Raw genomic sequence first — 13330 nt, forward strand, 5'->3', positions numbered from 1 at the left:
TCAAGGCCGGAATGACGGAAGATGTCATTTGACCCGACTATAGCGGCACCTCAAGCGCGCTTGAAGCCCTCGCTCGCCACCAGCAGCTGCCTTGTATAATCCGCGCTGAATTCCCGGCTTTCCAGCGCCTCGGCCTCCAGCATTTCCACCACCCTGCCGCTTTTCATCACCGCAAGGCGATCGCACATGTGGCTGATGACGCCGAGATCGTGGCTGACCATGACGAAGGTGAGATTGCGATCCTTGCGTGCCTGTTCGAGCAGGTTGAGGATTTCCGCCTGAATGGAGGCGTCAAGCGCCGAAGTCGGCTCATCCAGCAGCAGAATTTTCGGCTCGACGATCAGCGCACGCGCAATGGCGATGCGCTGGCGCTGGCCGCCGGAAAGCTGGTGCGAATAACGGAAGCGGAAGCCGGAACCGAGGCCCACCTCGTCCAATGCCCGGGCAATGCGCTGCTCGCGATTGTCTAGACCGTGGATGACCAGCGGCTCGAGCAGCAGCGCATCCACCGTCTGGCGCGGGTGAAGCGAGCCATAGGGGTCCTGAAACACCATCTGCACGTCGCTATAGAAGCTCTTGTCGCGGTGCTTGCCGGTATAGGAGCGTCCGGCCACCATCAAGGAGCCTTCATCGAAATGGTTGAGGCCGGCAATGGCGCGCAGCAGCGTCGATTTGCCGGAGCCGGACTCGCCGACGATGCCGAAGGATTCACCCTCTGCCACATCGATGCTGACGCGGTCGAGCGCGATGTAACCGTCGAAATCGACCACCATGTCGCGAACGGAAAGAACTGAACTCATACGCGCCACTCCGGCTTACGTTCCAGAACCGGCAGCGGATGCCGGTGGCCGCCGATTTCCGGCAGGCAGTTCAGCAGGCCCTGCGTATAGGGATGTTTCGCTTCCTTCAGATTGGCGGAAGACAGCTCTTCCACCACCTTGCCGGCGTACATGACGAGAACACGGTCGCAGAAAGAGGAGACGAGCCTGAGATCATGGCTGACGAAGATCAGCCCCATGCCACGGTCGCGCACCAGCTTGTCGAGAATGTCGAGCACTTCCAGCTGCACCGTCACGTCGAGCGCCGAAGTGGGTTCGTCGGCGATCAGCAGTTCGGGGCCGCAGACCAGCATCATGGCGATCATGACACGCTGGCCCATGCCGCCCGAAACCTCGTGCGGGTAAAGATCGAAGACGCGCTCGGGATCGCGTATCTGCACGGCTTCGAGCATGGCGAGGGTGCGCTGGCGCGCCTCGCCGCCGCCGATCTTTTCGTGGGTGCGCAGGGTTTCCATGATCTGGCGGCCGATGGTCATGACCGGGTTCAGCGAATATTTCGGGTCTTGCAGGATCATGGCCATGCGCTTGCCGCGCATGATCCGCCGCTCTTTTGCAGACGCCTTCAGCAGATCGATATCGCCGAAGCGCAGCGCATCGGCCTCGATGCGCGCATTTTTGGGCGTCAGCCCCATGATGGCGCGGCCGGTCTGCGATTTGCCGGAACCGGATTCGCCGACGATGCCGAGACGCTCGCGGCCGAGCGTGAAGGACACGCCGCGCACCGCCTCCACCAGCCCGGTGCGGGTGGGGAAGGACACGCGCAAGTTCTGAACGGTCAGAAGCGGCGCGCTCATTGGCCCGCCTCCTTGGGGTCCAGCGCATCGCGCAGACCGTCGCCCAGGAGATTGAAACCGAGGCTGACGATGAGGATCGCCACGCCGGGCATGGCCGCGACCCACCATTGATCGAGAATGAAGCGGCGGCCGGAAGCGATCATCGCGCCCCATTCCGGCAGCGGCGGCTGTGCGCCGAGACCGAGGAAGCCGAGGCCTGCGGCAGTGAGGATGATGCCGGCCATATCCAGCGTCACGCGCACGATGAGCGACGACAGGCAGAGCGGCATGACGTGCTTCAGCACGATACGGAAGGGCGACGCGCCCATGAGTTTGACCGCGGCGATGAAATCGGAATTACGGAAAGTCATGGTTTCGGCGCGCGCGATGCGCGCATAGGGTGGCCATGAGGTAAGCGCGATGGCGAGCACCGCGTTTTCGATGCCCGGCCCAAGCGCCGCGACCAGCGCCAGCGCCAGAACGAGCTTCGGAAAGGCAAGGAAAATATCGGTGACGCGCATCAAAACCGCATCCACCCAGCCGCCGGCATAACCGGAAACCGTGCCGACGATGAGGCCGACGGGGGCTGCGATGATGGCGACCAGCAGAACTACGAACAGCGTCAGCCGCGAACCGTGAATGAGGCGCGAGAGAATATCGCGGCCCTGATCGTCGGTGCCAAGCAGATAACCTTCCGTACCGGGCGGCAACAGCCGGGCATTGCGCAGATCGCCCTGCACCGGGTTATGCGGGGCCAGAACATCGGCAAACAGCGCCACGAACAGCAGCGCGATGATGATGCCGAGCCCAAGCAGCGCCAGACGGTTTTCCGAAAAGCGCCGCCAGATGACATAGGCACGGCCAAGCCGCGCCTGCCTGCGCGAGGCCGGCCGGTCAGAGAGCAGCCATTCGCGGCTATAGGGTTTGATCGTATCGGTCGAAAGGGTCATCGGCTGCGCGTCCTTGGATCGAGCGTCCGGTAAAGCAGATCGGAGAAGAGATTGATGCCAACGAAGATGGCGCCGATCACGATCGTGCCGCCGAGAACGGCATTCATATCCGCATTCTGCAGGGAATTGGTGATGTAGAGGCCGAGTCCCGGCCAGGCGAAGATGGTTTCGGTCAGCACCGAACCTTCCAAGAGACCGGCATAAGACAGGGCAATCACGGTCACCAGCGGCACGGCGGCGTTGCGCAGCGCGTGGAACCAGATGATGCGGGTTTCCGAAAGCCCCTTGGCGCGCGCCGCGACGATATATTCCTGGCTAAGCTCGTTCAGCATGAAGGAACGCGTCATGCGGCTGATATAGGCCAGCGAAAAATAGCCGAGCAGAGAGGCGGGCAGGATGATGTGGCGGAAGAGATCCCACAACACGTCCCATTGCCGCTGCCAGATCGCGTCGAGCAGGAAGAAGCCCGTGACCGGCGTGAAGGTGAATTCATAAACGATATCCATGCGGCCGGGATAAGCCACCCATTGCAGCCGGGCGTAAAACACCAGCAGCGCCAGAAGGCCGAGCCAGAAGATCGGCACCGAATAACCGATGAGGCCGATGACGCGCACCACCTGGTCGGCAAAGCTGCCGCGCTTGACGGCGGCAAGCACGCCAAGCGGAATGCCGAAGACGGCGCCGATGATGGTGCCGAGCGTGGCGAGTTCTATCGTCGCCGGAAACACCCGCTTGATATCCTCCATCACCGGATTGGTGGTGAGGACGGAGGTGCCGAAATCGCCCGATAGCGCCTGTTTCAGATAAAGGAAGAACTGCTGCCAGAGCGGCAGGTTGAGGCCGAGCTGCTCACGCACCCGCTCGACCACATGCGCAGGCGCACGGTCACCGACGATCGCCAGCGCGGGATCGATCGGCACGACGCGGCCAATGAAGAATGTGACCGCCATCAGCCCCAGAAAGGTGGTGATGACGGTGACGGCGAAGCCGAGAACGGCTTTCACGCGGGCATTGACACGGCGTTTGCCGTGCCTCGCCCTGCTGTTGCTTTCAACCATGCTCAAGAGACCGATCCTTCCGGATCATTCCTTGGAAATGGTGTAGACGAAGTTGGTGTCGAAGCTCGGTCCGAGCTTCAGGCCCTTCAGCTTGGCGGAATATCCCGCCACTTCCGTCTGCTGGAAGATGATGACGAAGGGACCCTTCGCCAGAACTTCCTTCTGCAGGTTTTCATAGATGGCGGCGCGCTTGGCGCTGTCCTTCTCCAGAAGCGCCGACTGGGTTTCCTTGGTCAGGTCAGGAACGTCCCAGGCATTGCGCCAGGCGAGCGTCTTGTTCTTGCCCTCGTCGGAATTGTCGTAGTTGATGGTGAAGGTTTCCGCATTCGAGTTCGGGTCGAAATAGTCCGAACCCCACTGGCCAATGTAGATATCATGCGTGCGGGCGCGATATTTGGTCAGCGTCTGCTTGCCGTCGCCGGGGATGATTTCCAGCTTGATACCGGCCTGCGCCAGCGTCTGCTGCACGCTTTCGGCAATGCCGGTTACCGGCTGGGTGTTGCGCACATCCATGGACACGGTGAAGCCGTCCTTCAGGCCGGCCTTGGCGAGAAGCTCCTTCGCCTTGGCGACGTCCAGCTTGTAGGGGTTCTCGTCAAGCGCGCCGAGCTGGCCCTTCGGCAGGAAGGTCTGGTGAACTTCGCCGATGCCCTTGATGATCGTCGCACCGATGGCATCGTAGTCGACCAGATATTTGAAGGCTTCGATGACTTCGGGCTTCTTCAGGTTCTCGTTCTTCTGGTTGAGGCTGAAATAATAGACTGTGCCCTTCGGCGCGGAGGTGACGGCAAGGCCTTCCTTCTTGGAAACGGCTTCCATGTCGCCCGGCTCGAGGTTGCGGGCCACATCGATATCGCCGTTTTCAAGCGCCAGGCGCTGGCCCGAGCTTTCCTTCATGTGGCGATAGACGACGCGCTTCAGCTTCGGCTTCTCGCCGTAATAATTCGGGTTGGCTTCGAGGATGACGGCTTCGTTGGCCTTCCAGCCGAGAATCTTGTAAGGGCCGGAACCGGCATAACCGGTCTTCAGGAACTCGTTGCCGAAATCCGTGTCGTATTTGTAGTCGGCGCTCGGCGTGACCGACTTGGCCTTTTCCGTCACGAATTTCTTGTCGACCACCGAAGCGACGGTTGCGGTCAGCACGTTCAGCACGAAGCTCGGCGCATAGGGCTTGTCGACCGTCAGAACGAAGGTGTTCGCATCCGCGGCCTTCGCCTTTTCGGTGACGTTGTCACCGCTGAGGCCGAACTGCGTCAGCAGGAATGCCGGCGACTTGTCGAGCTTCACGGCGCGTTCGAAGGAGAAAGCCACATCATCGGCCGTGACCGGATTGCCCGACGCGAATTTCAGGCCGGATTTCAGCTTGAACGTATAGGTGAGACCATCGTCGGAGGTCGTCCAGCTTTCGGCCAGATCGCCGATAACCTTGGACGTGTCGTTAAGATCGATGGAAACCAGCTTGCTGTAGGTGTTGCCGGTGACTTCAGCTGCGGACAGCTCGAATGCCTCGCCCGGATCGAGCGTGATGATGTCATCGATGGCGAAACCTTCGACCAGCGTATCGGCCGGCGTTGCGGCAAAAGCATGGGGCGCGGCCAGCATCATTAGCGACAAAGCGGCGCTGGTGCTCAGAATACGCATGGATTTGTTGAGCGATTTGATCATAGGATCTCCCCTTTTGTTATAAGCTTGATTTGGTTCGCTTCAGCTCTTCTCAGGCCGCCTCGTGCCAGGCCTGAGACAAAACACGCAGCCAGTTTTCCCGGCATATTTTAGCAAGTTCTCCATCACCGTAGCCCGCCGATTTCAGCGCCGCAACCAGATTGTGATTGCCGCTCGCATCGGCAACGCCGACGGGTATCGTCGCGCCGTCGAAGTCCGATCCCAGCGCCACGCAATCGATGCCCATGCGCTCCACCATGTAATCGATATGGCGCACCATGTCGGAAAGCGGCGTATCGGCAATGTCGCGAGCATCCGCCCGCAGCATGGTCACAGCGTAGTTGAGACCCACCAGCCCGCCGCTTTCCTTGATGGCATCCATCTGCCTGTCGGTGAGATTGCGGGCCACGGGGGTAAGCGCATGCGCATTGGAATGGCTGGCGATCAGCGGCTGGTTGGTGGTCTTCGCCACATCCCAGAAGCCTTTTTCGGTGATATGCGCGAGATCGATGAGAATGCCGAGCCTGTTGCATTCCTTCACCAGCGCAAAACCGGCATCGGTGAGGCCGGGCGCCGTATCGGGAGACATGGGATAAGAGAAAGGAACGCCATGGCCGAAGATATTGTGCCGGCTCCAGACCGGGCCGAGCGAGCGCAGGCCGGCGGCGTAAAACACCTCAAGCGCATCGAGATCGGCGTCGATCGCCTCGCAGCCTTCCATGTGCAGCACGGCGGCGAAGATATCCTCGGCAAAGGCCTTGCGGATATCGGCCGTGGAGCGGCAAAGCCGCCACGCGCCGGCGCGGTCGAGCCTCAGCGCAATCGCCGCCTTTTCCATGGCGATATCGAGCGAAGGCTGGCGCTCCAGTGGGGAAGCGAGCGGCGTGTTGTAGTGGCCGCTTTCATCCGGTTCCTGCAGGATGAGATCGCCGGAGGGAATATAGATCGCGCATATGCCGCCGCCGAGACCGCCTGCCCTCGCACGCGGGCCGTCTATATGGCCTTCGCGCGTGCCATTCCTGAATTCGGCCACCGGATCGGCACCGGCCTTGCTGTTGCGCCACAACCGAAGCAGCACATCATTATGACCGTCGAATACTGCATGCATGGGAAGAAATTCCAGTCATCGGAAAGAACAAAACGGGGGCGGGCAGACGCCGGGATGACACCGCGCGAAAGCAAACCGGCGCATTGTTCGCCGACCGCTATTGTCTGTCGGGGGCGATCTTAGGACGATCTCTTCGAGCTTCGCAAGACACAAATTAGGCAGCGGTGAAATTATCACCACTTGCCTTTTGCCGGAATTTGCGCTTCGTCAGGCGCGCCAGCCGCCTTCCGCTTTGGTGAGCAGCGGCGTTGAAAAAACACCCCTCACCCGCTCCGGCCATTCCGGCCCGAAAGCGGCGATTTTTTCCCGCCAGCGATCTGATTGCAGCATGGCCGCGCCGATGACGGCGGGCCGAATGCCGGAGGCGGCGAGAAGGGAAAGACCCGCTATGATGGAGCTGCCGCTGGAGATCACATCATCCACCAGCGCCACCCGCCGGTTCTCGATGAGCGGCAGCATGCGCGGATCGATATAAAGCCGTTTTTCCTGCCTTGTGGTGATGGAGGACATCGGCACCGACAGTTCCTCCAGATACCAGAATTTGCGTGAAGTGCCGAGCGGCACGTAACGGGAATGGCCAAGATGGCGGGCAACGGCGGCCGCAAGCGTCAGGCCGAGCGTCGGCAGGCCGATAACGACATCCGGCTTGAAGGGAAGAAGCTTTGCGGCAAGATCGGCGGCCAGCGCCTCCAGAACCTCAAAGGAAGCCTGGTTGACGATGAGCGATGCAAGCGCGTGCTCTCCGTCCGCAAGCGGCCGTATGGGCAGACAGATCTGCCTTCCATCATCCAGTTCCGCCGGAAAGAATGTGGAATATGCGCCTGCTGTTTCGAAGCTCCGGGGCGGATGGATCTGCTGCCAGAACTCATGCGGCGCGGAGGGAGACGGGGCGATGGCGGGCGATGCTGGTGACGGCATCTGTTTTCCTTTCAGAACAGGGATGGCGCATGGCGGAGACGGTTTTCGGCCACGCCAATCCCGTTCGGCAGATTCATCATTTTAGCAACCACAGAGACGCTGCGGGTTCATTTCATTGGCTTTTTCCGTTAGAAGAGAAAAAAGCAACAGGCATTTGGACAAACCCACCTATGACGCGGGTTTTTCCCACATTCAAGGACAAGCTTCCCATGAGACTGCTGGACCGGATCGGCGAGGACCTGCCATTCCTGACGGAACTCCGTCATGATCTGCACGCGCATCCGGAACTGGGTTTCGAAGAGGAGAGAACGAGCGCCATCGTCGCCGATCTTCTCGAGCGCGCCGGGCTGAAGGTGAATCGCGGTCTCGGCGGCACCGGCGTGGTCGGCACGCTGCAGGTGGGCAACGGCACGCGCAGCATTGGTCTTCGCGCAGACATGGATGCCCTTGCCATGCCTGAGGTTCCAGACCGCCCCTACAAATCGAAATTCCCCGGCAAGATGCATGCCTGCGGCCATGACGGCCACACCGCCATGCTGCTGGGTGCGGCGCGTTATCTGGCAAAGACCCGCGATTTTTCCGGCACCGTGCATTTCATCTTCCAGCCGGCCGAAGAAGGCCGTGGCGGCGCAAAAAAAATGGTCGAGGACGGGCTTTTCGAGCTGTTCCCCTGCGATGCGGTCTATGGCCTGCACAACATGCCGGGGCTGGGCATCGACGAAATGGCGGTGGTGGAAGGACCGCAGCTTGCCTCGTCGGACAGTTGGCGCGTCACCTTCAAAGGCGTCGGCACCCACGGCGCCAAGCCGCATCTCGGTCGCGATCCGGTAACGGCGGCCGGCACCTTCCTCGCCTCGCTGCAAACTATCGTCGGCCGCGTGGTCGACCCATTGCAGCCGGCCGTCGTCAGTGCCTGTTCGGTGCAGGCAGGCGACCCCAAGGCACTTAATGTGATCCCAGATCTCATCGAAATCGGCGGTACCGCGCGCGCCTATGCGCCTCAAGTGCGAGACCAGCTGGAGGCGGAAATCGGCAGGCTGGCCAAGGGCACGGCGGCGATGTTCGGCATCGAAGCAAGTTATGAGTTCATCCGCCGGATTCCACCCGTCATCAACGAGGCGGATGCGACGAAACGGGCGCTGCGCGCCGCAAGAACCGTCTTCGGCAACAGGACCCGCAACGCCTTCCCGCCCTCGACCGCCGGCGACGATTTCGCCTTCTTCGCAGGCGAAGCGCCCGGCTGCTATGTCTGGCTCGGCAACGGTCCGGCGGTGGATGGCGCGCTGCACCACAACACCTCCTACGACTTTAACGATGCGGCCATCGTGCCGGGCGTGGCGTTCTGGGCGACGCTGGTGGAGCAGGAACTGGCGGCGGAGTGAAAGTGGCCTTTCCGGCACAGCTTTCAGATGTGAAGCGTCCGATCAATAATCGCCCCGCGGCATCGGGGCGAAACAATACTGCTTACGCGCAATAATTCTACCCCATATACATCGACATCCAATAGACTCAACCGTTTATTTAGTATACATACACGGTATAGTCGCATTTGTTATTTATTTCCGGTCTAATTTTTCAAACGGGCAAGCATCATGACGAGACTTGTTGTGCCAAAAAGTGCGATCAACGGGCGTCTGGCCTCCAAGTCGCTAAAAAACCTGCCGCCTGACGATTATCGCGACCGTCTTATCAAATATATTCCGGCAGAGTCCGTGGCCCTATATGTTGCAGTCGATAAAATGGTCAATTCCCATTACGGGTTGAGCATGCTGACGGCGGACAGCGTCGTCCCCACGCAGGCCGTGATCGTCAGCTGGGCAATTCTCGCCCTCGGCATCATCGGTACTCCGATCTATCTCTACCGCCGTAAACTCTCGGGCCAGCCATGGGTCTTGAATGCCATCATCTCCACCATCGCCTTCGTGCTCTGGGCCTATACGCTGAGCGGCTCCGTCTTTCTCGTCCACCAGTGGTACAGCGTTTTCGCGGCCGGCCTGCTCGCGCCAATCTTCACCTTTGTGGCCGGGTTTTTCGAACCCAAACCGGAGTAAGCGGCCATGCCGACCTATGAGGACCTGCGCGCCTATTTCGACGCTTCCGAAGCCATGACGCAATTGGCACGGGCGGCCTCGGAAATCCCCATCGTGCATGGCTTCACCCTCGACGTGGATCCGTTATGGATGCTGCTTTACGATATAGAAGATGGCGTCTTGCCGGAAGGCGAACGCTACCGGTATGAGTATCTTCTCGACGGTCGCCCTTTTCGCGACTGGTGGAGATTGCCCCTCGCTTTTCCGGAATGGCCGTTCCAGACGCCCTATCAAGGATATAGGCGCCGCGACCTCAAGCGCAACGTTTCGCTGTGGGACGCGATCCCGCGCCCAACGAGAAGCGGTCCTGTCGTGATGACCATCGTTTACGGTCCACTCAAGACCCCGGCAAAAGCTGCGCCCGAGTCTCTGGAGGACGGTAGCGACATTGCGGCGCTTCGCCAATTAACCGCTCTCATTAATGGGAGTGTCGCTTCCGCCCGGATAGAGGAACGTCCAAGGGCAAGGCTTGCCTTTGCGGCCGGCGATGAAATCACCACCAGCGCCGGCGAAACCGGCACCTATGGCGGGACGCTGACCAACGCGCGCAAAAAACAATACGGCATGACCTGCGCCCATGTCGCCAACACCGGCGACGATATTTTAGATGTATCGGGAAAACGGATCGGCACGGTGATACATCATACCAAGCTCCATCCCTTACCGGCGCAGACGGTCTGCGATCCTGTGGTACTGCCGATACCCAATCCCTATCCCGGCAACGATCCGCCTGTGAATATGTTCGACTTCTCGCTGATCGAACTGACCAAAGCACCGGCAGCGTCTTCATTGGGCGGGGTGGCCGCCAGCCTGACGCCGGGGCAAAACGTGACCCTCAGGGGCAAAAGCGGCACCTATAAGTGCAAGCTCGGCTCGCTGGCGATCAGCTACGCCTTCACGGACGGCACCTCGACCTATTGTTTTCGCGACCAGATCGAACTCAAGCCGCAGCCCGTCATCCCGATCGGCGGCGCGCTCGGGCATCTCGTCACGCCCATGCCGACGCAGGGCGATTCAGGCGGCTGGGTTCTGACGGACGATGCGACACCGCTCTGGGCCGGCGTGTTTTTCGGCGAGGATGGCAGCCGGGGTTATTGCTCGCGCGCCAGCTGGGCGCATGACTGGGCCGAAAAGCAGGTAGGCGGCTCCCTCTCTGTTTAACCGCCGCTCGCCTGAACCCATTCACAGGGTCGGAAAAGAGCGCGCAGTAAACGCCTGCGCTCACCCCACCACCGAAATCACCGGGCTTTCCATCACCCTGCCCGTCAACACATCGGCAATGCCCATATCTGTCTGGTGCGGGCCGATATTGCAGGCGAGTGTGGCGCCGAAGCAGGCCTTGAAGACGAGATAGGGCGGCTGCCATTCCACCAGCCTGCCGACGGCTTCGCGCAATTCTTCGAAAGCCTTTGCCACGTCGTCAAGCGGGGCATCGGAAACGAGGCCGGAAAGCGGCAACGGGAGAAGTGCGGTCACCCTGCCTTCGGAAGCGACAGCCATGCCGCCGCCGGCCTTTATCACCGCATTTGCGGCGAGCGCCATGTCCTCCGCATTACCGCCGAAAACGGTGAGGTTGTGGCTGTCATGCGAGACGGTGGTGGCGAAGGCGCCGTTCCAGTTTCCCCAGCCGGTGAGAAAGCCGGTTCTGGTGATCGGCTCGGCCATGCCGTGGCGATGGGTGACGGAAATCATCGTGGCGCCCTCAGGGGGAACGACGAAACCGTCCTTCACCTCGGCTTCCGCCTCGCCCCATTGCGTGAAGCGCGGGCGGTCGATGGTGGCGAGGCGTACCTTTGCCCCTTCGCAGGCAACCCGGAAATCATCGGCTGCGCGCAGCGGCAGCTTCATCGAGCCTTCGAGCGCCGCCGCATCGCAGGCCTGAACGTCGACGAGCATATGCCCGCCTTCCGCAACCGCCCTGCCCTCGGCCAGAACGTGGCGGGCGGCAAAACCGCTCAAATCCTCAAAGACGACGATATCGGCGCGACGGCCGGCGGCGATGAGGCCGAGATCGGCACGGCCGAGCCTTTGCGCGGCATTGAGCGTTGCGGCGCGCAGCGCCCATTCGGGCTTCAGGCCATAACGGACGAGGCGGCGCACCACATCGTCAAGCCCACCGCCTCGTAGCAGATCATCGGGGAAGACGTCGTCGGTACAGAGTGTCACCGTCTGCGGCAGGTGGCCGAGGGCGTTCAGCGCTTCCACGAATTCCGGTAGCAGGTGATCGTGCGAGCCGCGCAACTCAATCGTCATTCCTGCCCGCAGTTTCGCCATCAGGTCTTCGCCCGAGACCAGCTCGTGATCGGAAGAAACGCCCGCCGCCATGAAGGCGTTGAGATCGGCGCCCTTCAGGCCGCGTGCATGGCCGCAGACCAGCTTTTCCGAGGCAAGCCCGGCCTGCACGATGCCGCTCATGCGCGGATCGCGCTCGATGACGCCGCGCATATTCATGATTTCCGCGACACCGCCGACCTGCGGCCACGACAGGATATCGGCGAGAGTGGCAGCGTCGAAATCCGCCCCGCCGCGCTCCAGCCCCGGTGCGGAAGGCACGCAGGAGGGCGCGAGCAGAATGGCGCGCAGGGGCAGGTTCTGGATGGATTTCGCCGCCCAGCGCACCCCTTCCACCCCATGCACATTGCCGAATTCATGCGGGTCCCAGACGATGGTGGTGACGCCACGGGCAACCACGGCTGCCGCATAGGCGGCCGGCGTGACCATCGAGCTTTCGATATGCATATGTGTGTCGATGAGGCCGGGCGAGACATAGGCGCCTGCCGCATCGATGATCCGTGCAGCGTCGCTGCGGCTTGCTCGCTCGTGCACGCTGGCGATCAAAGCGCCGACAATGCCGATATCGGCGGCGCGAAGCTCTCCCGTCACCACATCCACCAATGTTCCGCCGCTGACGAGAACATCGAAAGGTGCATCGCCGCGTGCGGCGGCGACCGCGCGGCTGCGCAGCGCATCATCGGTGAGATCGGCAGGCTCGCGTGTCGGAAAGTTCGCGCTCATCGGGCGGCCTCCCGGCGCAACGCCTCGAGAATCGCCGTCTTCGCACCTTCGGCATCCACCGTTTCGGCGAAATGCGCGTTGAAGGCGTGAGCTTTCTCAGCGCGCGTCTCGACCACGGTTCGCCCGCGCGTCAGCGTCGCCTGAAGCTCGACATCGATCCGCGCATGACGCCAACCGATGAGACCGGAGACGAATGCGACGGCGGCAACGGGATCGTAAAGCGCCATGGCAGCTCTGCCACGGCTGGTGGCGATGCCGATGAAACCTTCCAGCAGATCGGCGATCAGCCCGGCATTCTTGCCGCCGGCATTACGGATCGGCAGCACATCGGCCGGCGAGGCGGTGACTTTGCGGCAGGCGTCCAGATCGACCATGCGCAACGGCAGGCCGTGGGAGAGCACGATGGCCAGCGCTTCCGGATCGGCAAAGGCGTTGAATTCGGCCGAGGCCGTGTGGTTGCCGCTGGTCACGCCACCACCCATCCAGGTGAGATCGGAAATTCTGGCGGCAAGATCAGGCCGGGCAAGGCAAAGCGCGGCGATATTGGTGAGTGGGCCGAGTGCCAGAATGCGCTTCTCACCATCACCCTCAAGCCAGTTGCACAGGGCGGCAAAGGCATCGCTTTTCGGCAAGATCGGCGCATCCGGCAAGTTTTGGCCGACGGTCGGAATGCCGTTATCGCCCAGAATGCATTGCGCGGTTTCGAGTGCACCGAGCACCGGCATGGTGCGGCCCTGATGGATCGGCATCGACCAGCCGAAGGCTGAGACGGCGCCTGCGGCATTGCGGCAGACGGCCTGAAGTGTCGCGTTGCCGAAGACCAGCGAAATGCCGTCGATGGCAAGGCCCGACGATTGCACCACCATGATGGCGGCGATATCGTCGAAGCCCATATCGGTATCGATCCATACACCCAT

At 61.4% G+C, this 13330-nt stretch carries 12 protein-coding genes; 3 read left to right on the forward strand and 9 right to left on the reverse strand.

Going from position 1 to position 13330, the window contains the following annotated elements:
- Positions 1-50: 50 nt before the first annotated feature.
- The 7 genes from BTE54_RS16855 to BTE54_RS16885 all read right to left on the reverse strand — a co-directional run bounded on the left by BTE54_RS16855 (position 51) and on the right by BTE54_RS16885 (position 7308).
- Complete coding sequence (locus BTE54_RS16855; protein ID WP_078053238.1) at positions 51-800, reverse strand: ABC transporter ATP-binding protein; 750 nt, start codon at positions 798-800, stop codon at positions 51-53.
- The gene (locus tag BTE54_RS16860; protein WP_078053239.1) at positions 797-1633 is read right to left on the reverse strand and encodes an ABC transporter ATP-binding protein; all 837 of its coding nucleotides are present in this window, start codon (positions 1631-1633) and stop codon (positions 797-799) included. Before BTE54_RS16860 ends, BTE54_RS16855 begins: the two co-directional genes overlap by 4 nt.
- A complete protein-coding gene (locus BTE54_RS16865; RefSeq protein WP_078053240.1) occupies positions 1630-2562 on the reverse strand; it encodes an ABC transporter permease in 933 nt (310 codons plus the stop codon). The genes BTE54_RS16860 and BTE54_RS16865 overlap by 4 nt, the downstream gene beginning before the upstream one ends.
- The gene (locus BTE54_RS16870; protein ID WP_065655286.1) at positions 2559-3626 is read right to left on the reverse strand and encodes an ABC transporter permease; all 1068 of its coding nucleotides are present in this window, start codon (positions 3624-3626) and stop codon (positions 2559-2561) included. Before BTE54_RS16870 ends, BTE54_RS16865 begins: the two co-directional genes overlap by 4 nt.
- Before the next feature lie 18 nt (positions 3627-3644).
- A complete protein-coding gene (locus tag BTE54_RS16875) occupies positions 3645-5285 on the reverse strand; it encodes an ABC transporter substrate-binding protein (protein WP_065655285.1) in 1641 nt (546 codons plus the stop codon).
- 49 nt (positions 5286-5334) lie between these two features.
- Positions 5335-6390 carry a dipeptidase gene (locus tag BTE54_RS16880; protein WP_065655284.1) on the reverse strand — a complete coding sequence of 352 codons (1056 nt, stop codon included), beginning with the start codon at positions 6388-6390 and terminating at the stop codon, positions 5335-5337.
- A 207-nt stretch (positions 6391-6597) separates the two neighbouring features.
- Entirely contained in the window at positions 6598-7308 is a 711-nt protein-coding gene (locus BTE54_RS16885) for a phosphoribosyltransferase (protein WP_078053241.1), read from the reverse strand.
- A 209-nt stretch (positions 7309-7517) separates the two neighbouring features.
- On the opposite strand from BTE54_RS16885, the gene BTE54_RS16890 reads away from it, so the two are divergent.
- From BTE54_RS16890 to BTE54_RS16900, 3 genes are all read left to right on the forward strand, one after another.
- Complete coding sequence (locus BTE54_RS16890; protein WP_198939175.1) at positions 7518-8690, forward strand: M20 aminoacylase family protein; 1173 nt, start codon at positions 7518-7520, stop codon at positions 8688-8690.
- A gap of 210 nt (positions 8691-8900) precedes the next feature.
- Positions 8901-9359 carry a hypothetical protein gene (locus tag BTE54_RS16895; RefSeq protein WP_078053243.1) on the forward strand — a complete coding sequence of 153 codons (459 nt, stop codon included), beginning with the start codon at positions 8901-8903 and terminating at the stop codon, positions 9357-9359.
- Between the two features lie 6 nt (positions 9360-9365).
- Entirely contained in the window at positions 9366-10559 is a 1194-nt protein-coding gene (locus tag BTE54_RS16900; RefSeq protein WP_078053244.1) for a hypothetical protein, read from the forward strand.
- 60 nt (positions 10560-10619) lie between these two features.
- On the opposite strand, the gene BTE54_RS16905 is transcribed toward BTE54_RS16900, so the two are convergent.
- A complete protein-coding gene (locus BTE54_RS16905; protein WP_078053245.1) occupies positions 10620-12413 on the reverse strand; it encodes an adenine deaminase in 1794 nt (597 codons plus the stop codon).
- A complete protein-coding gene (locus tag BTE54_RS16910) occupies positions 12410-13330 on the reverse strand; it encodes a nucleoside hydrolase (protein ID WP_078053246.1) in 921 nt (306 codons plus the stop codon). The genes BTE54_RS16905 and BTE54_RS16910 overlap by 4 nt, the downstream gene beginning before the upstream one ends.

The sequence above is a fragment of the Agrobacterium sp. YIC 4121 genome, from assembly GCF_002008205.1.
Lineage (GTDB): Bacteria > Pseudomonadota > Alphaproteobacteria > Rhizobiales > Rhizobiaceae > Agrobacterium > Agrobacterium leguminum.